The organism is Lelliottia sp., assembly GCF_045627565.1.
GTDB lineage: Bacteria > Pseudomonadota > Gammaproteobacteria > Enterobacterales > Enterobacteriaceae > Enterobacter.
This window is the reverse complement of record NZ_JAZQNX010000042.1, coordinates 29,409-52,645: the sequence shown is the minus strand read 5'-3', so window position 1 is coordinate 52,645 and position 23,237 is coordinate 29,409. Positions and strand designations below refer to the sequence as shown.

Annotated in this window: 20 protein-coding genes; 15 read left to right on the top strand and 5 right to left on the bottom strand. The window is 55.4% G+C overall.

The window, feature by feature from the left end; all coding sequences use genetic code 11:
• Positions 1 to 93 precede the first annotated feature (93 nt).
• Genes ACKI5T_RS19960 through ACKI5T_RS19930 form a run of 7 tightly spaced genes read left to right on the top strand, consistent with a single transcriptional unit; the run spans position 94 to position 7,870 of the window.
• Positions 94 to 813, top strand: a complete 720-nt coding sequence (locus ACKI5T_RS19960) for an FCD domain-containing protein (protein ID WP_133631103.1) — start codon at positions 94 to 96, stop codon at positions 811 to 813.
• Positions 810 to 1,823: an ABC transporter ATP-binding protein gene (locus ACKI5T_RS19955; RefSeq protein ID WP_186755223.1), complete on the top strand. Its 1,014-nt coding sequence runs from the start codon at positions 810 to 812 to the stop codon at positions 1,821 to 1,823. The genes ACKI5T_RS19960 and ACKI5T_RS19955 overlap by 4 nt, the downstream gene beginning before the upstream one ends.
• On the top strand, positions 1,820 to 2,902 hold the full coding sequence (locus tag ACKI5T_RS19950; protein WP_407439689.1) for an ABC transporter ATP-binding protein: 1,083 nt from the start codon (positions 1,820 to 1,822) through the stop codon (positions 2,900 to 2,902). Before ACKI5T_RS19955 ends, ACKI5T_RS19950 begins: the two co-directional genes overlap by 4 nt.
• A gap of 2 nt (positions 2,903 to 2,904) precedes the next feature.
• The gene (locus ACKI5T_RS19945) at positions 2,905 to 4,419 is read left to right on the top strand and encodes an ABC transporter substrate-binding protein (protein WP_407439687.1); all 1,515 of its coding nucleotides are present in this window, start codon (positions 2,905 to 2,907) and stop codon (positions 4,417 to 4,419) included.
• Positions 4,420 to 4,439: 20 nt separating this feature from the next.
• The gene (locus ACKI5T_RS19940) at positions 4,440 to 5,381 is read left to right on the top strand and encodes an ABC transporter permease (protein ID WP_012016161.1); all 942 of its coding nucleotides are present in this window, start codon (positions 4,440 to 4,442) and stop codon (positions 5,379 to 5,381) included.
• Positions 5,382 to 5,383: 2 nt separating this feature from the next.
• Positions 5,384 to 6,259 (top strand): ABC transporter permease, encoded by an 876-nt coding sequence (locus tag ACKI5T_RS19935; protein WP_012016162.1) that lies wholly within the window; start codon positions 5,384 to 5,386, stop codon positions 6,257 to 6,259.
• A gap of 9 nt (positions 6,260 to 6,268) precedes the next feature.
• Entirely contained in the window at positions 6,269 to 7,870 is a 1,602-nt protein-coding gene (locus tag ACKI5T_RS19930; RefSeq protein ID WP_407439705.1) for a gamma-glutamyltransferase family protein, read from the top strand.
• Between the two features lie 390 nt (positions 7,871 to 8,260).
• On the opposite strand, the gene ACKI5T_RS19925 is transcribed toward ACKI5T_RS19930, so the two are convergent.
• On the bottom strand, positions 8,261 to 9,031 hold the full coding sequence (locus tag ACKI5T_RS19925; protein ID WP_407439686.1) for an amidohydrolase: 771 nt from the start codon (positions 9,029 to 9,031) through the stop codon (positions 8,261 to 8,263).
• Positions 9,032 to 9,139: 108 nt separating this feature from the next.
• Positions 9,140 to 11,584, bottom strand: coding sequence for an acyl-CoA dehydrogenase FadE (fadE, locus tag ACKI5T_RS19920; protein WP_407439684.1), 2,445 nt, complete (start codon positions 11,582 to 11,584; stop codon positions 9,140 to 9,142).
• Positions 11,585 to 11,822: 238 nt separating this feature from the next.
• On the opposite strand from fadE, the gene lpcA reads away from it, so the two are divergent.
• On the top strand, positions 11,823 to 12,401 hold the full coding sequence (gene lpcA, locus ACKI5T_RS19915; protein ID WP_154127537.1) for a D-sedoheptulose 7-phosphate isomerase: 579 nt from the start codon (positions 11,823 to 11,825) through the stop codon (positions 12,399 to 12,401).
• A 148-nt stretch (positions 12,402 to 12,549) separates the two neighbouring features.
• On the top strand, positions 12,550 to 13,317 hold the full coding sequence (locus ACKI5T_RS19910) for a class II glutamine amidotransferase (RefSeq protein ID WP_407439682.1): 768 nt from the start codon (positions 12,550 to 12,552) through the stop codon (positions 13,315 to 13,317).
• Here the strand turns inward: ACKI5T_RS19910 and dpaA are convergent.
• Entirely contained in the window at positions 13,288 to 14,028 is a 741-nt protein-coding gene (gene dpaA / locus ACKI5T_RS19905) for a peptidoglycan meso-diaminopimelic acid protein amidase (protein ID WP_012016168.1), read from the bottom strand. The genes ACKI5T_RS19910 and dpaA overlap by 30 nt on opposite strands.
• 286 nt (positions 14,029 to 14,314) lie before the next feature.
• On the opposite strand from dpaA, the gene dinB reads away from it, so the two are divergent.
• Positions 14,315 to 15,373, top strand: coding sequence for a DNA polymerase IV (dinB, locus tag ACKI5T_RS19900; RefSeq protein ID WP_407439680.1), 1,059 nt, complete (start codon positions 14,315 to 14,317; stop codon positions 15,371 to 15,373).
• Positions 15,374 to 15,424: 51 nt separating this feature from the next.
• Here dinB and pepD read toward each other — a convergent pair whose 3' ends face one another.
• Positions 15,425 to 16,882 carry a cytosol nonspecific dipeptidase gene (gene pepD, locus ACKI5T_RS19895; RefSeq protein ID WP_407439678.1) on the bottom strand — a complete coding sequence of 486 codons (1,458 nt, stop codon included), beginning with the start codon at positions 16,880 to 16,882 and terminating at the stop codon, positions 15,425 to 15,427.
• Positions 16,883 to 17,141: 259 nt separating this feature from the next.
• Here pepD and gpt point away from each other — a divergent pair, with 259 nt between their 5' ends.
• The 3 genes from gpt to crl all read left to right on the top strand — a co-directional run bounded on the left by gpt (position 17,142) and on the right by crl (position 19,413).
• A complete protein-coding gene (gene gpt / locus ACKI5T_RS19890; protein ID WP_012016171.1) occupies positions 17,142 to 17,600 on the top strand; it encodes a xanthine phosphoribosyltransferase in 459 nt (152 codons plus the stop codon).
• A 109-nt stretch (positions 17,601 to 17,709) separates the two neighbouring features.
• Complete coding sequence (gene frsA, locus ACKI5T_RS19885; protein WP_186755213.1) at positions 17,710 to 18,954, top strand: esterase FrsA; 1,245 nt, start codon at positions 17,710 to 17,712, stop codon at positions 18,952 to 18,954.
• A gap of 57 nt (positions 18,955 to 19,011) precedes the next feature.
• Positions 19,012 to 19,413 carry a sigma factor-binding protein Crl gene (gene crl / locus ACKI5T_RS19880; RefSeq protein WP_407439676.1) on the top strand — a complete coding sequence of 134 codons (402 nt, stop codon included), beginning with the start codon at positions 19,012 to 19,014 and terminating at the stop codon, positions 19,411 to 19,413.
• Between the two features lie 56 nt (positions 19,414 to 19,469).
• Here crl and phoE read toward each other — a convergent pair whose 3' ends face one another.
• Positions 19,470 to 20,522, bottom strand: coding sequence for a phosphoporin PhoE (gene phoE / locus ACKI5T_RS19875; RefSeq protein WP_407439674.1), 1,053 nt, complete (start codon positions 20,520 to 20,522; stop codon positions 19,470 to 19,472).
• A 305-nt stretch (positions 20,523 to 20,827) separates the two neighbouring features.
• Between phoE and proB the strand changes: the two genes are divergently transcribed.
• Positions 20,828 to 21,931 (top strand): glutamate 5-kinase, encoded by a 1,104-nt coding sequence (gene proB, locus ACKI5T_RS19870; RefSeq protein WP_059177828.1) that lies wholly within the window; start codon positions 20,828 to 20,830, stop codon positions 21,929 to 21,931.
• 10 nt (positions 21,932 to 21,941) lie between these two features.
• A complete protein-coding gene (gene proA / locus ACKI5T_RS19865) occupies positions 21,942 to 23,195 on the top strand; it encodes a glutamate-5-semialdehyde dehydrogenase (protein ID WP_407439672.1) in 1,254 nt (417 codons plus the stop codon).
• The last annotated feature ends 42 nt before the right edge of the window (positions 23,196 to 23,237 follow it).

Here is a 23,237-nt window from a genome sequence, read left to right as displayed (position 1 = left end):
TAATTGCTTAATCATATGGGCGATAAGTACTTATCTATATCAATAGCTTATCGTTAATAACTATAAAGCAATGATGAAAGCAGGCGAACCATTATGGAAAAAGCGTCACGGTTTCTGGCAAATTCCAGCACTGCGCTTGAGCAGTTGCGTGGTCTCATCCATCAGCACGAGTCAACACCAGGCATTCCGCTGCCCACTGAACGTGAATTGGCGGAAACACTCAGCGTAGGGCGACGTGAAATTCGTCGTGCGCTGGACGTGCTGGAAGAAGAGGGGCGCATCTGGCGCAAGCAGGGCAAAGGGACCTTTATTGGTCCGGCTGCACCTGTTGAACCGCTGGCACTTCAGGGTTTAGTGCAACAAACCAATTTGCTGGAAGTCATGGAAGCCCGTCTGCAGCTCGAACCGGGCCTGGCCCGACTTGCGGCACTGCGTGCCACCAGGGAAAACCTCGCGCTCATGCAGCGCATGCTGGAACGCATCAATAAGGTCAGCCCGGATGACCGCGATCTTAACGAACTCTGGGACAGCGCCTTTCACCGCGCTATTGCGGAGGCCGCCGGAAATCGCCTGATGCTGGGACTATTCGACGCCATTGATGCCGTCCGCCGCGATCCCGGCTGGCAGCATTTACGCGAACTTGCCCGAACGCCGGAGCGCGTCGACAGCTACAACGACCATCACGACAACATCATGACGGCGATAATCAATCGCCAACCCAATGAAGCCGCCGCCGCCATGCGCGAACACTTGCTCAGCCTGCAAACCGCCTTGATTCAGGCCATCAACCTTGAGGATGATTCCCTGTTATGACGACGATCCCTTTTAAGGAGGCCGCACCCGTCCTTCGCCTGCACAATCTCAACGTAAAATTTGCCGGCTCGCCGGTCAGCGTGCTCGACGGTATTTCCCTGACCGTCAAATCGGGTGAAACCCTGGCGCTGGTGGGCGAATCCGGGTGCGGAAAAAGCATCACCTCTCTGGCGCTGATGGGGCTGTTGCCAGCCAGCGCGCAAATCGTAAGCGGAGAAATGCAGTTCCGCCGCCACGATCTGCGCAAGCTCTCACCCCGGGAATACGCCGATCTGCGCGGGAGCGAGCTGGCGATGATTTTCCAGGAACCCATGACCTCGCTAAACCCGGCCTTCACTCTGGGCGATCAGCTCAGCGAAGCGGTTATCCGCCATCAGAAAATGTCCCCTTCAGACGCCATGGCAGTGGCGCTGCAAATTCTGGAAAAAGTGCAAATCCCTGCGCCCGAAATGCGTCTGAAATCGTATCCCCATCAGCTTTCGGGCGGGATGCGCCAGCGTGTGATGATTGCGATGGCGCTTATCAATCACCCGCGTCTGCTCATCGCCGACGAACCGACGACCGCACTGGATGTCACCATTCAGGCGCAAATCCTGAGCCTGCTGAACACGCTGAAAGCGGAAACCGGCACTGCGGTATTAATGATCACTCACGATCTGGGCGTCGTTGCAGAAGTCGCGCAGCAGGTGGCGGTGATGTATGCCGGACAAGTAGTAGAGCAGGGTAGCGTCGAGGCGATATTTGCCGATCCGCAGCATCCTTACACCATTGGTTTGATGGGCTCCATTCCCTCGCTCGGTGCGCGTAAAGGCCAGCTTTCCACCATTCCAGGTGCCGTACCGCTGCCGGAATTTATGCCAAAAGGCTGTCGTTTCGCCACTCGCTGTCCGTTCGCGCAAACCCGCTGTCACGATGAAAAACCTGTGCTGAACACCCTGGGCGCGGGGCATCAGGTCGCCTGTTTCCGCGTCCCCCTTGAGCAACATATCGCGCTGGGAGAAATCGCATGACCGTACCCATTCTTGAAGCTCGCGATCTGAGCAAACTTTTTCCCGGTTCTAAAAAACTCTTCGCCCCGGCAAAATTTGTGACGGCGGTCGACAGAGTTTCGCTCTCGGTAATGCCGGGTGAAACGCTGGCTATCGTCGGTGAGTCCGGCTCTGGCAAGTCCACCCTTGGGCGCTTGCTCCTGCGTTTACTCGCGGCCAGCGAAGGGCGTGTCTTTTATCAGGGCGAAGAGATCACCCAGGCTTCAGGTTCGCGTCTGAACCTGCTGCGCCGTGAGTTGCAAATCATCTTTCAGGATCCGTTTGCCTCGCTGAATCCACGCATGACGGTGGAGCAAATCGTCGGTGAGCCGCTGTGGTTGCATCAGAACATGAAAAAAGCCGACCGCCAGTATCGCGTGGCGGAACTGCTCAAAACCGTTGGACTACCCGCCGCCTGGGCCGGGCGTTATCCCCATGAGTTTTCCGGCGGCCAGCGCCAGCGCATCGGGATTGCGCGTGCGCTCGCGTCAGGACCAAAGCTGTTGCTCGGCGATGAGCCGGTGTCGGCGCTGGATGTTTCCGTGCAGGCACAGGTCGTGAATCTACTGGAAAGCCTGAAACATCAGTTGGGCCTGACGATGGTGATTGTGGCGCACGGTCTGGCGGTGATCCGCCATATGAGCGACCGCGTGGCAGTCATGTACCTCGGGCAAATCGTTGAGCTGGCGACCGTTGATGAAATTTTTGACGCACCGCTACACCCATACACTCAGGCGCTGATTGCTTCCGCACCGCAAATGCAGCCGGGCGCGCAGCGCACTACGCCGCTATTACAAGGGGATTTGCCGAACCCGGCAAACCCACCAACCGGATGTCGATTCCACACCCGCTGTCCTTACGTCACGGATGAATGCCGCCAGGTAGAACCTATCGATCAGGTTCTGGAAGGGGGACGTCAGGTCGCCTGTCATCGCTGGCAGGAGATCAATCGCGATCGCAGTGTTATCCAGATAGCACCGCCATCCGCAGCCTTTTTGCGCCGCCGCGCGCTGTTCGAACATGCGGCAACTCACTCGTCTCTTCCAGCAAGGAACTCATGATAATGACAATGCGTAATTCTCTTTTGACCGTACTGGGAAGTGTAATGTTGCTTGGTGCGGCCGTTCCCGCACACGCAGAAAGCGTCCTGCGAATCGGTCTGGGCGCGGATCCGGATATGCTCGATCCGCATCTGGCGCGCACCTACTATGGCCGCTTCGTGTTTGCCTCCCTGTGCGACAGGCTGGTGGACGTGGATGAAAATCTGAAAGTGGTGCCGGGCCTGGCGAAAGACTGGTCGTGGAGCGATGACAACAAAACGCTGACCATGAATTTGCGTGAAGGCGTAACCTTCCACGATGGCGAGAAGTTTGATGCGAAAGCCGCGAAATATAACCTCGACCGCGCGTTAACGCTGAAAGGCTCGCTGCGTAAAAGCGAAATTTCGTCAATCGAATCCGTCGAAGTCAAAAGCCCAACCCAAATTGCGATTCACCTGAAAACGCCTGACGCCGCGCTGCTGATGCAGCTAACCGACCGTGCAGGGGCGATGATGGCGCCAGAAGCGGCAGCGAAGCCTGATTTTGCCGCGCATCCGGTGTGCTCCGGGCCTTACAAATTCGATAGCCGCGTCTCGCAGGATCGCATCGTTCTGAGTCGTTTCGACAATTACTGGAATAAAGGCGCGTATCACTTCGACAAAATCATCTATCTGCCGATCCCGGATGCCTCTGTGCGTCTGGCGAACTTGCGTGCGGGCGATCTGGATCTGACCGAAGGCGTGGCGGCAAGCGACGTGAAAACGGTCGAAGCGGACAGCAAGCTGGCGCTGGCAAAAGTCACCGGGCTGGGATATCAGGGCATCACGTTCAACATCAACAACGGCAAAGTCCCGGCGAACGATCCGTTCAAAGACGCCCGCGTACGTGAAGCGTTCTCGCTGGCGATTGACCGCGACGCGCTGAATCAGGTGGTGTTTGAAGGGCTGTATACTCCGGCAAACCAGGCGTTCTCACCGGTCAGTCCCTACCACGTCAACGTGCCCGTCCCGGCGCGCGACGTTGAAAAATCAAAATCACTGCTGAAAGCGGCAGGCATTAACGCTCCGCTTAATGTGAATCTGCTGGTGCCAAACAACCCAACCTCGCAGCAGGTGGGCCAGGTCTTACAGGCGATGGTGGCGGAAGCGGGCTTTAATCTGAATCTGCAAATGACTGAATTCGCTACGCTGCTGGATCGTCAGCAAAGCGGCGATTACCAGCTGAGCTTCTCCGGCTGGTCTGGTCGCCCGGATCCGGACGGCAGCATCTACGGCTTTATTAACAGCAAAGGCAACCTGAATGACGGTCGGTACAGCAACGCGCAGGTGGATGAATGGCTGACTCAAGCTCGTTTGAATACCGACCCTGCGGCGCGCCAGCCGCTGTACGACAAGGTGGTTAAGCAACTGCAGACGGATATGCCCATCGCTTACCTCTATTTTGAGCCGCGTATTTTTGGCCTAAATAAAAGCGTGCAGGGCTTCAAACCGTATCCAGATGGCATCGTGCGTCTGGCGGGCTTAACGCTTGCGAAGTAACGAGGGTGTGAGGAGAAACCATGCTGGAACTGATTTGTAAACGCCTGCTGCTGGCGATCCCAACGTTACTGCTTGTCAGCATGATGGTTTTCGGGCTGCAAAAATTGCTGCCCGGCGATCCGCTCATCGCCATGGCAGGGGAAGAGCGTGACCCGGTGGTCATCGCTCAACTGCGCGCGGAACTGAACCTGGATGCGCCGCTGCCGGTGCAGTATTTCGACTGGCTGACGCGCGCGTTGCAGGGCGATCTTGGTGTCTCCTTACGCACACATGAACCGGTGACGCAGCTGATTGCCAGCAAATTGCCGGTCACGATGGAGCTGTCATTGCTGGCGATGATCATCGCGCTGGTGTTTGGTATCGGCATGGGGATCCTCGCGGCGGTCAACAAAAATACCTGGGTCGATCACGGGGCAAATTTTGTGGCGATCTCCGGGATCTCGATACCGCACTTTTGGCTGGGGATCTTGTTGATCCTGGTGTTCTCGGTCAATTTGCAGTGGCTTCCTGCTTCTGGCTATGTGCCGTTCAGCGAGGATCCGCTGCAAAACCTGCGCACACTGTTACTGCCCGCGTCCGTACTCGGAACGGGGCTTGCGGCAACGCTGATGCGTCACACGCGCGCGTCGATGATTGCGGTGCTGAAAGCGGATTACATTCGTACGGCGCGCGCTAAAGGGCTGCTGCCAAACGCAGTGATCCTCAAGCACGCCTTTCGTAACGCGCTGGTGCCGGTTATCACGCTCACCACGCTGCTGTTCGGCGAATTGTTGGGCGGAGCGGTGCTGACAGAGCAGGTCTTCACGATCCCCGGCTTTGGCAAAATGATTGTCGATTCCGTGTTCAACCGTGATTACGCGGTGGTGCAGGGTGTGGTGTTGATCGTCGCAATAGGTTTCCTGCTGCTGAACCTGCTGGCTGACGTGCTTTACGTTCTCATCAACCCGAAAATGCGAGGCTAATCATGGCGGAAATGACCACTCAAACCGTTGCGCCCGTGCTGCCGCGCGCGCAAAACCGGGTGCTGAAGAAATTCCTCGCCAATAAAAGCGCGGTGATTGGCGCCGTCGTGGTCGGCATCTTTGTGCTGATTGCGCTCCTGGCGCCGTGGCTCGCGCCGTTCGATCCGGTCAAAGCCAACTTTCTGGCGGTGCGCAAACCGCCGTCTGAACTGTTCTGGTTTGGCACCGACGAACTGGGCCGCGATATTCTCTCGCGTATTGTCTGGGGGGCGCGCACGTCGCTGATGGCGGGCTGTATGTCTGTGGTGATCGCGGTGGTGATCGGTGTGCCGTTGGGGCTGGTGGCCGGTTATTTCCAGGGGATCTGGGACGGCGTCATTTCGCGGTTTATCGAAGCGCTGCTAGCCTGTCCGTTCCTGATCATGGCGATCGCGCTGGGCGCATTTTTAGGTCCAAGCCTGACCAATGCGATGATCGCTATCGGTTTATCCGCCATGCCGATCTTTGCCCGACTGACGCGCGGTCAGGTGATCGCCATCCGCAACGAAGAGTACATCGACGGGGCCCGCGCAATTGGCCTGCCGGATCGCTGGATCATCATCAAATACGTGCTGCCAAACGTGATGTCACCGATTCTGGTGCAGGCCACGCTGGCAATTGCTTCCGCGATTATCGCCGAAGCCAGTCTGTCGTTCCTCGGCCTGGGCCAACAGCCGCCAAACCCATCGTGGGGCTCGATGCTCAACACGGCAAAAGGTTTCCTGGAACAATCCCCCTGGATGTCCATTTTTCCTGGCATCGCTATTTTCCTGGCGGTGCAGGGCTTTAATTTACTCGGCGACGGGCTACGCGATGCGCTCGATCCGCGCCACGACTAAGGAGTCATGATGACCAAAGCGCTTGATTTTACAACCGGTTACGCGTCACGACGCCCTCCGATGATGGGGCACAATGCGGTCGCCACCTCTCAGCCCCTGGCGGCGCAGGCTGGGATGCGCATGCTGCAGCTCGGCGGCAATGCCGTTGACGCCGCGATTGCAACGGCCATGGCGCTCACCGTCGTTGAGCCTACCGGCAACGGAATTGGCAGCGATGCGTTTGCCATCGTCTGGGACGGTAAAAAACTGCACGGTTTAAACGCTTCGGGCCGTTCGCCTGCCAGCTGGCATGCGGATCTGTTCGCTGGCAAAACCGCCATGCCAGAGCTTGGCTGGGATGCCGTTACCGTACCCGGCGCGGTGTCTGGTTGGGTGGCGCTGGCAGAACGTTTCGGCACGCTGCCGATGACGACACTGGCGCAACCGGCCATTGAGTATGCACGCAACGGTTTCCCGGTTTCACCGCTGATTGGTCATCTGTGGCAGCGCGGCTATAACAAACTGAAAGATCAGCCTGGCTTTAGCGCCTGTTTTGCCCCAGAAGGCCGCGCTCCGCGCGTCGGTGAGATTTTCCGTAATCCGGCGCAGGCCCATTCCCTGGAGCTGATTGCCAAAACCAACGGTGAAGCGTTCTATCGTGGCGAACTGGCGCAGAAAATTGCCGCCTTTGCCAAAGAGCACGGCGCGCATTTGACGGCTGAGGATCTGGCGAATCATCGCGTCGATTGGGTTGAACTGTTGTCGCGTGATTTCGCGGGCGGCTCGGTACAAGAGCTACCGCCAAACGGTCAGGGGATTGCGACGCTGATTGCTCTCGGGATTCTCGAACAGTGCGGGATTGAGCGCCATCACCCGGATTCCGTGCAGTCGCTGCATCTGTCAATCGAAGCGATGAAGCTGGCGCTGGCCGATCTGGATCGTTACGTGGCCGACGAAGAGCACATGGAGTTCGCGGCGAAAGCGTTGTTGACCGATGAGTATCTGGCATCGCGCGCGGCACAGATTGACCACGATAAGGCATCAGATTTCACCTATGGCGCGCCGACGCAAAGCGGGACGGTTTACCTTTCCGCGGCCGATTCCAGCGGCATGATGATCTCCTTTATCCAGTCGAACTTTATGGGCTTTGGCTCCGGCGTGGTTGTCCCGGATACCGGCATCAGCCTGCAAAACCGTGGCTGCGGTTTTGTGCTCGACCCAAAACATCCGAACGCGCTGGCGGGCGGCAAGCGTCCGTTCCACACCATCATTCCGGGCTTTGCGATGGATGGAAACGGTCAGCCGCTGATGTCATTTGGCGTGATGGGCGGCCCGATGCAGGCGCAAGGGCATATGCAAATGGCGCTGCGCATTATGTTGCATGGACAAAACCCGCAGGCGGCAATCGATGCGCCGCGCTGGCGCGTGGTGCAGGGCAGGGAAGTGATGGTCGAATCGACGTTTGATCGCAATACGATTGCGGCGCTGCGCGAGCGCGGGCATCAGATTGTGGTGGAAGATCCGTTGCAGGAATACAACTTCGGCGGTGCGCAGGTGATTTACCGCATGCCGGAAGGGCATTACGTTGCGGCAACCGAAAGCCGCAAAGATGGACAGGCGTTAGTGAGTTGATGTATTCCCGGTGTTAACGGGCGTATTGGGCCAGCTATACTGGCCCGCTCACTCAGGAAAGGGGCGTTAGGTGACTTTGTTGTCGGTTCCGTTCACTTCACGTTCCATCCTTATCTTTCATCACTGAACACGTGAACGTGCCAGGGTGGCTCATTCGCCACCACCCTGGCTTCCGGCAAGAAAATCGCCGCGATGCGGTTCCCTCAGCTTATCCCTTCAGGCTTTCGGGTCGGACGCGATCCTGCATCCATGCAGGTCACGCCCTCTCCGCGCTTCCCTGCGCGTCGCCCCGGCCCTACGGAAACACTTCGGCGATTTACAGCCGGACAAGGTCATCGCTGCAACGCTCGCTGTTTCTTAAACTCTTCGTCGCATTAATGCTTCAAAAACTTAACCAATATTAAACGGATCTGCATCCTGCCATGCAGGAAACTTCTCCCGATACTCTTTCAGCGCCGTCAGCGACAGTTCGGCGTCAATACGCGTCGCCTGATGCGCCTCTGCCGTCGCCAGCACTTCTCCCTGTGGAGTCACCACCCGGCTATCACCGCGATAGTGGTGTCCGTTACCGTCCGTGCCGACGCGATTACAGCCGACGACATACGCCTGATTTTCAATTGCGCGCGCCACCAGCAGCGCCTGCCAGTGCAGCGAGCGCGGGGCTGGCCAGTTGGCGACGTACAGCGCCAGATCGTAATCGTTGCGGTTGCGTGACCACACAGGGAAGCGCAGGTCGTAACACACCAGCGGCAGGATCCGCCAGCCGCGCCACTCAAAGATCACCCGCTCGTGACCCGCTTCGTAATGATGATGTTCATCCGCCATGCGGAACTGATGGCGTTTGTCGTAAAAGTGCAGCGTCCCGTCCGGCTCGACCAGCAGGAAACGGTTAACGGGGCCGCGATCGGTTTGCAGCGCCGCGCTTCCGGCTACGAGGGCATTGGTTTGCCGAGCCTTGGTATGCATCCAGGCGACCACGTCGTCCTGCGGCAGAGACAGTTTTGCCGCCTCCATGGCGAAGCCGGTCGTGAACATTTCTGGAAGAACAATCACATCGCGCCCGGAAATCTCTTCGAGCTGGCGATCAAAATGGCGCAGGTTGGCAGGGCCATCCATCCACACCAGGGGTTGTTGCAGTAGGGTAATCTTCAAACCAGGCACAATTCAGACTCCTCGTCAGACAGCATTTTGACACTGTAGCACGGGGCAATGAGAAAATGTGGCAATAAAAAACCCCGCACAGGGCGGGGTGGTTGGGATCGCAGCGGGTTATGCCGCTTCAGGTTTGCGGACCTGCTCCGGCAGCTTTACCGGCTTGGTTGCCAGCTCGTCGTGCTCGAAATCATCGACGTTGATACTGCGCAGACGGCTCTCTTCGGCTTTAATCAAAACGGCGGCTTCGGTGTGATCGATAATTCCACCCGCCAGCGCCTGTTCTGCCAGTGCATCCAGACGCGTAAACGGCAGGTTTTTACCCAGCTGTTTGCAGATCTTTTGGTGGATCGGATCGGCAGCCATGACATCCAGCAGCGCCGCTTCCAGCAGACCGACCGGATTGTGCTCGCTTGGCGTCAGGTACTGACCGCGACCAATACGCGAGCGCGTCGCGCTTGGAACCTGCAGGATCTTCGCCACTTTGTGATCGAGCTTATCGGACGGGGCGAGATAGTGACGCCCGGTCGGGAAGATCACCACGCGCAACGCGCCTGCAACGAGTCGATTCGGGAAGTTCGCCAGCAGATCGTCAATCGCCTGTTCTGCTTTATACAGCGCATCCTGTACGCCCCAGTGCACCAGCGGCAGATCCGCTTCGTGACGGCCTTCATCGTCGTAGCGTTTCAGCGTGGCAGACGCGAGGAAGACCTGGCTTAACACATCGCCGAGACGGGCAGAAATACGCTCGCGGCGCTTCAGGCTGCCGCCCAGGACGGCCATCGACACGTCAGACAGCAGCGCGAGGTTAGCGCTCAGACGGTTCAGGTGCTGGTAATAGCGTTTGGTTGCATCACCGGTTGGCGTGGCGCTGGTCAAACCGCGCGTCAGGCCGAGCCAGAAGCTGCGCACTTTGTTGCTGCCCACGTGGCCGATATGCTTAAACAGCAGCTTATCGAAGGCGTTGACGTCGTTATTCTGCGCCGCCGCCATCTCTTCCAGCACATACGGATGGCAGCGAATCGCGCCCTGACCGAAGATCATCATGCTGCGGGTCAGAATGTTAGCCCCCTCAACGGTGATGGCAATCGGTGCGCCCTGATATCCACGTGCCAGGAAGTTGCTCTCGCCGAGCATGATGCCTTTGCCGCCCGCGATATCCATTGCATCAATAATTGACTGCTGTGCGCGGTGGGTACAGTGATACTTCACGATAGCCGACAGCACCGCTGGTTTTTCACCGAGCATGATGCCGTAAGTGATCAGCGATGCAGCGGCGTCCATCACGTAAGCGTTACCCGCGATACGCGCCAGCGGCTCTTCGATACCTTCCATCTTGCCGATGGAGATTTTGAACTGGCGGCGAATGTGCGCGTAGGCGCCGATACCCATCGCCACAGACTTCAGGCTGCCGGTCGAGTTTGACGGCAAGGTGATTCCGCGGCCGACCGACAGACATTCCACCAGCATCCGCCAGCCCTGACCCGCCATGCTCGGACCGCCGATGATGTAATCAATCGGCACAAAGATGTCTTCGCCACGGGTTGGGCCGTTCTGGAACGGGACGTTCAACGGGAAGTGGCGGCGACCAATTTCAACGCCCGGCGTGGAGGTTGGGATCAGCGCACAGGTAATGCCCAGATCTTCTTCATCGCCCAGCAGTTTGTCGGGGTCAGAGAGCTTAAAGGCCAGACCCAGTACGGTCGCGATAGGCGCAAGGGTGATATAGCGTTTGTTCCAGGTCAGGCGCATACCGAGCACCTGCTGACCCTGCCAGTCGCCCATACAGACCACGCCGGTATCCGGGATCGCACCGGCATCAGAACCGGCTTCCGGGCTGGTCAGCGCGAAGCATGGAATTTCCTGTCCACGCGCCAGACGCGGCAGATAGTGATCTTTTTGCGCTTCAGTGCCGTAATGTTGCAGCAATTCGCCCGGGCCTAACGAGTTTGGTACGCCGACGGTGATCGCCAGAATCCCGGAGACACCTGCCAGTTTTTGCAGGACGCGAGCCTGAGCGTAAGCGGAGAATTCCAGACCGCCGTACTCTTTTTTGATGATCATCGCGAAGAAGCGATGCTCTTTCAGGAACGCCCACAGCTCCGGCGGCAGATCGGCCATTTCATGGGTGATCTGGAAGTCATTCGCCATGCGGCATGCTTCTTCAACCGGGCCGTCGATAAAGGCCACTTCTTCGGCCGTTAAACGCGGCTGCGGATAGTTGTGCAGTTTTTTCCAGTCAGGATTTCCCTGGAACAGGTCGCCTTCCCACCAGGTTGTGCCCGCGTCGATTGCTTCTTTTTCGGTGCGTGACATCGGCGGCATCACTTTACGGAAGCCTTTAAAAACGGGTGCGGAAATCATCGACTTACGCATCGCCGGTACGTTCAACGGCAGCAGGATGATGGCCAACGGCAGGACAAGCCAGATGGTCCACAGGCCCGAAAGACCCAGCGCAGCGGTCCAGGCCAGTAAAATCAGGCTGCTCAGAAGTAAACCTACGCGGTGATAAAACAGCACACCGAGCAGAACAACGGTTGCGAGAATGCTCAAAATCATCATAAAGAAAAGCTCCCTGTCTTGTAGGAGGTCTGACCACTTGTGATGATATGGTTGTAGTGGATGTTATTTCTTTTAGCAATACGTTCACAAAATAATTACAACCTGGTTCACAATGTTCAGGGTGTGGCAGGCACGAATCATCAAAACGCCGGATGATTCGCATGGCTTTAGCTTCTCGCTTTTATCGCTATCCGGTACACTCCGTAAGTTATTTCATCAATACTGAAGGATTATCCTCATGTACCAGGATCTTATTCGTAACGAACTGAACGAAGCAGCGGAAACGTTAGCTAACTTTCTGAAAGATGAAGCCAATATTCATGCAATTCAGCGCGCGGCGGTTCTGCTGGCGGACAGCTTTAAAGCGGGCGGCAAAGTGATCTCGTGCGGTAACGGCGGCTCTCACTGCGATGCGATGCACTTTGCAGAAGAGCTGACCGGTCGCTACCGTGAAAACCGTCCGGGCTATCCGGCGATTGCGATTTCTGACGTCAGCCACATCTCCTGCGTGGGTAACGACTTCGGTTATGACCATATCTTCTCTCGTTACGTTGAAGCGGTTGGTCGTGAAGGTGACGTTCTGTTGGGTATTTCCACTTCTGGTAACTCCGCAAACGTGATCAAAGCGATCGAAGCGGCGCGTGAGAAGGGGATGAAAGTCATCACTCTGACCGGTAAAGATGGCGGTAAGATGGCAGGTTCAGCGGATATTGAAATTCGTGTGCCGCACTTCGGCTACGCCGACCGCGTTCAGGAGATTCACATCAAAGTGATTCATATCCTGATTCAGTTGATCGAAAAAGAGATGGTTAAGTAAGACGGCTCTTTTGTTTGCCATTTTGAAGCCGGGCAGTGCTCGCACTTGTGACGTACACAGGTACGTGCCGGGTGTCGCGCGCTGTCCGCATCCAGACTGGCTGTAACCATTACGCCTTCTCGCGTTCAGGCGTTTTTGGAGGTGATGTATGTGCGAATTGCTCGGGATGAGCGCCAATGTGCCAACCGATATCTGCTTTAGTTTCACCGGGCTGGTGCAACGTGGTGGAGGAACCGGGCCGCATAAAGACGGCTGGGGCATTACCTTCTACGAAGGCAAAGGCTGTCGCACGTTCAAAGATCCGCAACCGAGCTTTAACTCCCCGATAGCCAAACTGGTACAGGATTACCCGATCAAATCCCGCTCGGTGATCGCGCATATTCGTCAGGCGAATCGCGGTGAAGTGGCGCTGGAAAATACCCATCCTTTTACCCGTGAACTGTGGGGCCGTAACTGGACCTACGCGCACAACGGACAGCTGACGGGTTATAAAACGCTGCAGACGGGCAATTTCCGCCCAGTGGGTGAAACCGACAGTGAAAAGGCGTTTTGCTGGCTGCTGCATAAGCTTGCTGAGCGCTATCCGCGTACGCCGACCAACATGACCGCCGTGTTCAAATACATCGGCTCGCTGGCCTGTGAGCTGCGTGAGAAGGGGGTCTTTAATATGCTGCTGTCGGATGGGCGCTACGTGATGGCGTTCTGCTCGACCAATCTGTTTTGGATAACGCGCCGCGCGCCGTTTGGTGTCGCGAAGCTGCTCGATCAGGATGTGGAAATTGATTTTCAAACGGAGACCACACCTAACGATGTGGTTACGGTGATCGCCACTCAGCCACTGACGGGCAATGAAACCTGGCAAAAGATTATGCCAGGCGAGTGGGTCTTATTTTGTCTCGGGGACCGCGTAATTTGACGCCAGCTGTGGATGGACGACTTCGTGACTCAGCGGTTTGCTGACGATGTAGCGTCCATCTGCAACCGAAACGGTTGGCGGTTTATGCGTCTGCTCGAAGTAGTCATAGCCCGGTTTTAGCTGTTTCCAGAACTCCGAGTAGGTCGAGAACTTATGGCGCTGCATGTTGGCATCCGTCATTCTGAACGGATAAATGCTCACCTGCACGCCCGCCTGACCAAACACCAGTGCGCCAGTCACAAACTGGAAAATCTCATCAATACCGCCGTCCGTCATGGCATAACAGCCAATAGACACACAGGCACCGTGAATCATCAGGTATTTGCCATCGTAACCGTGTGCACGGTCATAGGCGTTCGGGAAGCCGATATTAATGGCTTTATAAAAGCGGCTGTCAGGTTTGAGCTGATTACGTTGAACGGTGTAGAACCCTTCAGGACTTTTGAAATCACCCTGACGCTGTTTCGGACCTAACCCGCCGGAATAACTACAGATTTTGTAGCTATCAAGCAGTTGATATGTCTCGCCCATTTTGACAAATAGATCGAGTGTGCGTTCTTCCTTGAAGATCTGAATATAAACCGGTGATCCCATTAACTGCTGTTTATATTCTTTGCTGATTGGTGTTGTTGAACTGTTGCTACTTAATAGCCCAGCAAACGAGAGACACGGAATCAGAAGCATCGCAATGAACAATGCGATTTTACGCATACTACAAGTTCCTTGATAAAGCCAAACCAACTTGCCAGGACGGCAAAAGAGACCCGAAATCAGAATTATCTGGATTAGGAGCGCTCACATTAGCATCGCTGAATTTTTTCGCAAGCGCGAAGCCATGAGTTTACAAAATAGTTTTCTTTATACCGCATTCGCGGCGGAATAACTGTAAGAACAGTGTAAAAGCGCGCCTTATTCGGGCAATTGCCTGCGTGACAGAGTGCTTCTCAATACTCAAACTTTTACTGTATACTTATCCAGTGATGAGTGAGGGCTTACTATGCGCAAAATAATCCATGTCGATATGGACTGCTTTTTTGCCGCAGTGGAGATGCGAGACAATCCGGCGTTGCGGGATGTCCCCATCGCGATTGGCGGTAGCCGCGTCAAGCGTGGCGTAATCAGCACCGCCAATTATCCGGCGCGCAAATTTGGCGTGCGTAGCGCAATGCCTACAGCGATGGCGCTCAAGCTCTGCCCTCAACTGATTCTGCTACCCGGCCGTTTCGACGCTTATAAAGAGGCCTCGGTTCGTATTCAGGAAATCTTCTCCCGTTACACCTCGCTTATTGAACCGCTGTCGCTGGACGAAGCTTATCTGGATGTGACGGACAGCCCGCACTGCCACGGTTCCGCCACGCTAATGGCACAAGAGATCCGCCAGACCATTTCTGATGAACTGAATCTCACCGCTTCGGCGGGAATCGCGCCGGTAAAGTTTCTCGCCAAAATCGCCTCGGATCTCAACAAACCTAACGGCCAGTACGTGATCACGCCCGATGCGGTTCCCCATTTTTTGAAAACTCTGCCGCTGAGTAAAATCCCCGGTGTCGGCAAAGTCTCCGCCGCTAAGCTGGAAAACCTGGGGCTGCGCACCTGTGAAGACGTGCAGAAAAGCGATCTGGCAATGCTGCTCAAGCGTTTTGGTAAGTTTGGGCGCGTGCTGTGGGAGCGCAGTCAGGGGATTGACGAGCGCAGTATCAACAATGAACGCCTGCGCAAATCCGTGGGTGTCGAGCGCACGCTGGCAGACGATATTCACGACTGGAGCGAATGCGAAACGATTATCACCGAACAGCTTTATCCCGAGCTGGAACGGCGGCTGGCAAAAGTGAAGCCGGATCTGCTGATTGCGCGCCAGGGCGTGAAGCTGAAATTTAACGATTTCCAGCAAACCACGCAGGAACACGTCTGGCCGAAACTCAACAAAGACGATCTGATTGCGACCGCAAAGAAAACCTGGCAAGAACGCCGCGCGGGAAGGGGAGTCAGGCTGGTGGGCCTGCATGTCACGCTGCTCGATCCGCAGATTGAGCGACAACTGGTGCTGGGGCTATAAAAAGCCCGGCGCTAACCGGGCTTTTCATGTCACTCTCTTAAGAGAGGGCGATTATTTTGCCGGAATGGATTTCAGCAGTTCGGTCAGCAGCGTCCAGTAGTGGCCCACGCTTTCGATATGAACCTGTTCATCCGGGGAGTGCGGCCCGGTGATGGTCGGCCCAATGGACACCATATCCATATCCGGGTACGGTTTTTTGAACAGACCGCACTCCAGACCGGCGTGGATCACCTGAATATTTGGTGTGCTGTTGAACAGACGCTGATAAGTCTCGCGCACCAGTGCCATCACCGGAGAACTTGCGTCTGGCTGCCAGCCTGGGTAGCTGCCTTTAGCGGACGTTTTCGCGCCAGACAGTTTGCCCAATGATTCCAGCATGCTCACCACGTACTCTTTACCGCTGTCGATAAGAGAACGGATCAGGCAGATGATTTCTGCGCTGTCGTCGCTCATGGTCACAACGCCCACGTTCAGGGAGGTTTCCACCACGCCTTTCGCCACGTCAGAGTTGCGAATCACGCCGTTTGGCGTTGCGTTCAGCAACTGGACAAAGCTGTCGCGTGACTGTTTGGTCAGCGCCGCTTTATCGCTGGAGACGGCTTCCAGAACCACGGTCAGATTTTTCTCTTTCGCGGCCAGTTCGTTTTTCAGGATATCCAGATACTCGGTCGAGAGGTTTTTCAGCGCATCGACTTTATCCGCGGCAATGGCAACGGTCGCGAAGGCTTCACGCGGGATCGCGTTACGCAGCGTACCGCCGTTGAAATCCACCAGACGCAGATCCAGTTCGTCTGCATGACCCGCCAGGAAGCGCGCCAGCAGTTTGTTGGCATTGCCCAGGCCCAGGTGAATATCACCGCCTGAGTGACCGCCTTTCAGCCCTTTCAGCGTCAGCTTGAAGGTCTGGAAACCAGCCGGAACCGCTTCACGGGACAGCGGCAGCGTAGAGATAAAATCAATCCCGCCTGCGCAACCCATGTAGATCTCACCTTCTTCTTCGGAGTCGGTGTTGATCAGGATATCCGCCTGCAGCCAGTTGGCTTGCAAACCAAATGCGCCGTCCATGCCCGCTTCTTCGGTCATGGTCAGCAGCACTTCAAGCGGACCGTGTTCAACGCGATCGTCGGCCAGCACGGCCAGCGCAGATGCCATACCGATACCGTTGTCTGCGCCAAGCGTAGTGCCGCGCGCTTTGATCCACTCACCGTCAATGTACGGCTGAATCGGATCTTTGGTGAAGTCGTGTTCGGTGTCGTTGTTCTTCTGCGGAACCATGTCCAGGTGCGCCTGAAGCACAACCGGTTTACGGTTTTCCATCCCTGCGGTAGCCGCTTTACGAATCAGAATATTGCCAACCTGGTCGCGTTCAGCGTGCAGGCCTTTTTCCTTCGCCCAGCCCATAATATGTTCGGCAAGCTGTTCTTCGTGATAGGACGGGTGAGGAATGGAACAGATTTTGGCAAAAATATCCCACAGCGGCTGTGGAGATAATTGAGACAGTTCAGACACGATGAGTCTCCTTGTCGTGGCGCTGCAACAAGCTTGCAGGTCACAGGGTTAGCAGATTAATAGTCACCACAAGTCGGGCTTGCGAGATAAGGTCGAGAATACCACTTTCTCCGTCTGCTGCTAGCATAATGCAAGTAAAAACTCCGGCCAGCGCCGCTTTATACTGGTTTTTAGCGCGTCAGATCTCTATAATCTCGCGCAACCTATTTCCCCCTCGAACACTTTTTAAGCCGTATATACACAGGCTGGGACACTTCACATGAGCGAAAAATACGTCGTCACCTGGGACATGTTGCAGATTCACGCCCGCAAGCTTGCTGCGCGTCTGATGCCTTCTGAACAGTGGAAAGGCATTATTGCCGTTAGCCGTGGCGGTTTGGTGCCAGGCGCACTGCTGGCTCGTGAACTGGGTATTCGTCATGTGGATACCGTTTGCATCTCCAGCTATGACCATGATAACCAGCGTGAGCTGACCGTGCTGAAACGCGCTGAAGGCGATGGCGAAGGCTTTATCGTGATTGATGATCTGGTCGACACCGGCGGTACCGCCGTTGCGATCCGCGACATGTATCCAAAAGCGCATTTCGTCACGATTTTCGCTAAACCGGCCGGTCAGCCGCTGGTTGACGATTACGTTATCGACATCCCGCAGGATACCTGGATTGAACAGCCATGGGATATGGGCGTGGCCTTCGTCCCGCCAATTTCAGGCCGCTAATACCGCCTCGACATTATTTTTAACGCCCGGTGATGCCGGGCGTTGTTTTATTTAGCCTGCACCGCGTTACAATAGCCGCTATGACACGTCATCATGGAGGCAGAGCGCAATGACTCAGGCGAATCTCAGCGAAACCCTGTTCAAACCCCGTTTCAAGCACCCGGAAACGTCGACGCTGGTGCGTCGTTTCAACCCCGGCACTCAGCCCGCAGTTCAGTCCGCTCTGGATGGCAAAACCGTGCCGCACTGGTATCGCATGATCAACCGCCTGATGTGGATTTGGCGCGGTATTGACGCGCGTGAGATCCTCGAAGTCCAGGCACGTATCGTCATGAGCGAAGCCGACCGTACCGACAGTGAACTTTACGATACCGTTGTGGGGTATCGTGGCGGAAACTGGATCTACGAGTGGGCCACGCAGGCGATGGTCTGGCAGCAAAAGGCGACGCAGGAGCCAGATCAAACCCTCAGCGGTCAACACTGGCTGCACGCCGCCAATCTCTACAGCATTGCGGCCTATCCCCATCTCAAAGGCGATGACCTGGCTGAACAAGCGCAGGCGCTGGCGAATCGTGCTTACGAAGAAGCGGCACAGCGATTGCCCTGCAATATGCGTGAAATCGAATTCCCTATCCCCGGCGGAGCATCGGTGACCGGATTCTTGCATATGCCACCAGGCGAAGGCCCGTTCCCGACGGTGCTGATGTGCGGCGGTCTCGACTCCTTGCAAATTGACTATTACAGCCTGTTTGAGCGTTACTTCGCACCAAAAGGGATCGCGATGCTGACGCTGGATATGCCGTCGATCGGGTTTTCATCGAAATGGAAACTGACGCAAGATTCCAGTTTGCTGCACCAGCATGCGCTGAAAGCGCTCGAGAATATTCCGTGGGTGGATCACACCCGCGTGGCGGCATTTGGCTTCCGTTTTGGGGCCAACGTCGCGGTGCGCCTGGCGTATCTGGAGTCGTCCCGTCTGAAAGCGGTCGCGTGTCTTGGGCCGGTAGTCCACGCGTTACTCAGCGATCCGCAGCGTCAGGCAAGTGTGCCGGAAATGTATCTGGACGTACTGGCAAGCCGCCTTGGCATGCATGATGCATCAGATGAAGCGCTGCGCGTAGAACTGAACCGTTACTCGTTAAAAACACAGGGTTTGCTGGGGCGTCGTTGCCCAACCCCGATGATGTCGGGTTTCTGGAAAAATGACCCGTTCAGCCCGGAAGAAGAGTCGCGTTTAATCACGTCGTCATCTTCGGATGGCAAACTGCTGGAGATCCCCTTCAGTCCGGTGTATCAGAACTTTGACAAAGGGCTGAAAGAGATTACACGTTGGATCACGCAGAGATTGTGTTAAGAGATTGCTAAATTTTGATGGTTTGGTAAAACAGTGGACTGACAAAAGGAGATCGCAATGACGTTACCGAGTGGACACCCGAAAAGCAGACTGATTAAGAAGTTCATGGCTCTTGGCCCATACATTCGTGAAGAGCAGTGTGAAGAGAATCGCTTTTTTTTCGACTGCCTGGCTGTATGCGTCAATGTGCAACCCGCTCCAGAAGAGCGTGAATTCTGGGGTTGGTGGATGGAAATGGAAGCCGAAGAAAAACGCTTCACCTACACCTATCATTTTGGTTTGTTCAATAAAGCGGGCCACTGGCAAGCGACGACCATTAAGGATAAGGAAGTTGTCGAGCGTCTGGAGCAAACCTTGCGTGGATTCCATGAAAAAGCGCGTGCTTTGCTGGAGACCTTTGAACTCAAGCTCGAACCTGCTGATGATTTTACCAACGAAAAGGTAAAGCTCTCCGCGTAAATCGCGCAATAAAAAACCCGGCCACTTTCGCGCCGGGTTTTTTTATATCTGAATATTTAGAACTGGTAGGTCATACCAAGCGCAACGATGTCATCGTTGTTCACGCCCAGTTTATTTTTGTCGTCGAGTTGGTTGATTTTATAATCAACAAACGCTGACATATTTTTGTTGAAATAATAGGTCGCGCCGACGTCGATGTATTTGACCAGATCTTCATCGCCAATACCTTCAATATCCTTGCCTTTAGACTGCACATAACCCAGTGATGGACGCAGACCAAAGTCAAACTGGTATTGCGCGACGACTTCGAAGTTCTGCGCTTTATTCGCAAAACCACCTGAAATTGGGGTCATATTGCGCGTTTCAGAATACATTGCGGCCAGGTAAATATCGTTCGCGTCATATTTCAGACCCGTTGCCCAGGCTTCCGCTTTTTTGCCATCGCCACGCGCCAGCAGGTTCTGATCGTCGGTACGGTCAGAGTTGGTGTATGCGCCGCTGACGGCGAAATCGCTGCCGCCGAAATCATACGTCAGAGAGGTACCAAAGCCGTCGCCGTTCTGTTTTTTGGCGTCACGATCTTCGTTTTTGCCCTGATATTGCAGGGTCATATCCAGGCCATCAATCACGCCGAAGAAGTCGGTATTGCGGTATGTCGCAAGGCCTGAGGCACGTTTGGTCATAAAGTTATCGGTCTGAGCAGAAGAGTCACCGCCAAATTCCGGGAACATATCGGTCCAGGCTTCCACGTCATACAGCGCGCCCAGGTTACGGCCGTAATCCAGAGAGCCAAAATCTTTCAATTTCAGGCCAGCAAACGCCAGACGGGTTTTCTGCGTTGAATCGCTCTCGGCTTTGTTACCCGAGAATTCTGCTTCCCAGCGACCGTAACCGGTCAACTGATCGTTAATTTGCGTTTCACCTTTGAAGCCAAAACGAACGTAGGTCTGGTCACCGTCTTTAGCATCATTATCACTGATATAATGCATGGCTTTAACTTTGCCGTACACGTCCAGTTTGTTTCCGTTTTTATTATAAACTTCAGCTGCCTGTACGGATGCGGATGCGACAACGCTCATTACCACTAATGCCAGAGTGCTCTTTTTCATTTTCAATCCTGATGTTTTTTAAAACGCGCTAATATTCGCTGAGCAATAAGATTCGGCTTATTGCCCCGTGAAAAACAGGATGGTTTTTATCGTCCGGGGATGAACGTTTTATGACAAAGTAAGAATATGTATAAAAAAGTCACATTTATTTTTTCGGTAATAAAACTGTCAACATCTGCCGCTACGCTTCCTGATCCCGCACAACAAATTATCGTGCTTTGTGCTATGGCAGTTGGCAACGGCGCTGAGTCCTGTTAAAACGTCTGATTACATCATTTTCCCTTATTGTTGAATGGCAGAGAATCATGAGTGACAGCCAGACGCTGGTGGTAAAACTCGGTACCAGTGTTTTAACAGGCGGATCGCGCCGCCTCAATCGCGCCCACATTGTTGAACTTGTCCGCCAGTGCGCACAGCTTCATGCCGCAGGTCACCGTATCGTGATCGTCACATCCGGGGCGATTGCTGCCGGGCGTGAACATCTGGGATACCCCGAACTGCCCGCGACGATCGCCTCCAAACAGCTGCTGGCCGCCGTGGGACAAAGCCGACTGATTCAACTGTGGGAACAGCTGTTCTCAATCTATGGCATTCACGTGGGGCAGATGCTGTTAACCCGTGCAGACATGGAAGATCGTGAGCGTTTCCTGAACGCGCGCGACACCCTGCGGGCGCTGCTCGATAACAATATCGTTCCTGTCATTAACGAGAATGATGCCGTCGCGACGGCTGAAATCAAAGTCGGCGATAACGATAATCTCTCCGCGCTGGCAGCAATTCTTGCCGGGGCCGATAAACTACTTCTGCTCACCGATCAGCAGGGTTTGTTCACCGCCGATCCGCGCAATAATCCGCAGGCCGAGCTGATAAAAGATGTTCACGGTATTGATGACGCGCTGCGCGCCATCGCCGGTGACAGCGTGTCGGGCCTGGGCACAGGTGGTATGGGCACGAAATTACAGGCTGCTGACGTGGCGTGTCGCGCTGGTATCGACACGATCATTGCTGCGGGTAGCCGTCCGGGGGTGATTGGCGACGTGATGGAAGGCATTTCCGTTGGCACGCGTTTCCACGCCGAAGCCACGCCGCTGGAAAACCGTAAACGCTGGATCTTTGGCGCGCCGCCTGCCGGTGAAATCACCGTCGATGAAGGTGCCACCGCCGCGATTCTGGAAAGAGGCAGCTCATTACTTCCGAAAGGGATTAAAAGCGTGACAGGTAACTTCTCCCGTGGTGAAGTGATTCGTATCTGTAACCTTGAAGGACGCGACATCGCTCACGGTGTGACGCGCTATAACAGTGACGCGCTGCGCCGCATTGCCGGCCACCACTCACAACAAATCGACGCCATTCTGGGCTACGAATACGGTCCGGTCGCTGTGCACCGCGACGATATGATTATTCGCTAAGGAGCCAAACATGCTGGAAAAAATGGGCGCAGCTGCCAAAGCCGCCTCTTATAAGCTGGCGCTCCTTTCCAGCCGCGAGAAAAATCGCGTTCTGGAAAAAATCGCTGATTATCTGGAAGGGCAGTCAGAACAGATTTTGCTCGCCAACGAACAAGATTTAGCCGAAGCCCGCGCTAACGGCCTGAGCGACGCGATGCTGGACCGTCTGGCGCTGAACCCTGCGCGTCTGAAAAGCATTGCCGATGACGTGCGTCAGGTGTGCAATCTTGCCGATCCGGTTGGGCAGGTGATCGACGGTGGGCTACTCGACAGCGGCCTGCGCCTTGAACGTCGCCGCGTGCCGCTTGGCGTGGTTGGCGTGATCTATGAAGCGCGTCCGAACGTCACCGTTGACGTCGCCTCTCTGTGCCTGAAAACCGGCAATGCTGTCATTTTACGCGGGGGCAAAGAGACATGGCGCACCAACGCCGCCACCGTCAAAGTGATTCAGCAAGCGCTGGAAGAGTGCGGTTTGCCAGCAGGTGCCGTTCAGGCGATTGAAAGCCCGGATCGGGCGCTGGTTAACGAAATGCTGCGCATGGACAAATACATCGACATGCTGATCCCACGCGGCGGTGCGGGCCTGCATAAACTGTGTCGCGAGCAATCGACCATTCCGGTAATCACCGGCGGTATTGGCGTGTGCCATATTGTGGTGGATGACAGCGCCGAGATTGAGCCTGCGCTGAAGATTATCGTCAACGCTAAAACCCAGCGTCCAAGCACCTGTAACACGGTCGAGACGCTGTTGGTTCATCAGGGTATTGCCGACACATTCTTGCCTGCGCTGAGTCAGCAAATGGCCGAGAGTGGCGTGACGTTGCACGCTGATGCCCGCGCGTTAGCTCTGCTGCAGGGTGGCCCGGCGAAAGTTGAAGCCGTAAAATCAGAGCAGTATGACGACGAGTATTTGTCGCTGGATCTTAACGTAAAAGTGGTTGCGGATCTGGATGATGCCATTGAGCACATTCGTGAACACGGTACGCAGCACTCGGACGCGATCCTCACCCGCACGCTCAGTCACGGCAATCGCTTTATCAATGAAGTAGATTCTTCTGCCGTCTACGTGAATGCGTCAACGCGATTCACCGACGGTGGACAGTTTGGTTTGGGCGCAGAAGTGGCAGTGAGTACACAAAAACTGCACGCGCGCGGGCCAATGGGTCTCGAAGCCCTGACCACCTACAAGTGGATTGGCTACGGCGATGATACGATTCGTGCGTAATTAAAACGTGGGTGATGCAAAAACAGGCACTTGATTCATAAG

Bases quoted from the DNA above. Each gene is read 5' to 3' on its own strand.
- ACKI5T_RS19935 (WP_012016162.1), top strand. From the start codon at position 5,384: ATGGCGGAAATGACCACTCAAACCGTTGCGCCCGTGCTGCCGCGCGCG.
- fadE (WP_407439684.1), bottom strand. From the start codon at position 11,584: ATGATGATTTTGAGCATTCTCGCAACCGTTGTTCTGCTCGGTGTGCTG.
- dpaA (WP_012016168.1), bottom strand. From the start codon at position 14,028: ATGCGTAAAATCGCATTGTTCATTGCGATGCTTCTGATTCCGTGTCTC.
- crl (WP_407439676.1), top strand. From the start codon at position 19,012: ATGACGTTACCGAGTGGACACCCGAAAAGCAGACTGATTAAGAAGTTC.
- lpcA (WP_154127537.1), top strand. From the start codon at position 11,823: ATGTACCAGGATCTTATTCGTAACGAACTGAACGAAGCAGCGGAAACG.
- ACKI5T_RS19960 (WP_133631103.1), top strand. From the start codon at position 94: ATGGAAAAAGCGTCACGGTTTCTGGCAAATTCCAGCACTGCGCTTGAG.
- ACKI5T_RS19955 (WP_186755223.1), top strand. From the start codon at position 810: ATGACGACGATCCCTTTTAAGGAGGCCGCACCCGTCCTTCGCCTGCAC.
- ACKI5T_RS19945 (WP_407439687.1), top strand. From the start codon at position 2,905: ATGACAATGCGTAATTCTCTTTTGACCGTACTGGGAAGTGTAATGTTG.
- ACKI5T_RS19940 (WP_012016161.1), top strand. From the start codon at position 4,440: ATGCTGGAACTGATTTGTAAACGCCTGCTGCTGGCGATCCCAACGTTA.
- ACKI5T_RS19910 (WP_407439682.1), top strand. From the start codon at position 12,550: ATGTGCGAATTGCTCGGGATGAGCGCCAATGTGCCAACCGATATCTGC.
- phoE (WP_407439674.1), bottom strand. From the start codon at position 20,522: ATGAAAAAGAGCACTCTGGCATTAGTGGTAATGAGCGTTGTCGCATCC.
- proA (WP_407439672.1), top strand. From the start codon at position 21,942: ATGCTGGAAAAAATGGGCGCAGCTGCCAAAGCCGCCTCTTATAAGCTG.
- gpt (WP_012016171.1), top strand. From the start codon at position 17,142: ATGAGCGAAAAATACGTCGTCACCTGGGACATGTTGCAGATTCACGCC.
- dinB (WP_407439680.1), top strand. From the start codon at position 14,315: ATGCGCAAAATAATCCATGTCGATATGGACTGCTTTTTTGCCGCAGTG.
- ACKI5T_RS19930 (WP_407439705.1), top strand. From the start codon at position 6,269: ATGACCAAAGCGCTTGATTTTACAACCGGTTACGCGTCACGACGCCCT.
- ACKI5T_RS19950 (WP_407439689.1), top strand. From the start codon at position 1,820: ATGACCGTACCCATTCTTGAAGCTCGCGATCTGAGCAAACTTTTTCCC.
- frsA (WP_186755213.1), top strand. From the start codon at position 17,710: ATGACTCAGGCGAATCTCAGCGAAACCCTGTTCAAACCCCGTTTCAAG.
- proB (WP_059177828.1), top strand. From the start codon at position 20,828: ATGAGTGACAGCCAGACGCTGGTGGTAAAACTCGGTACCAGTGTTTTA.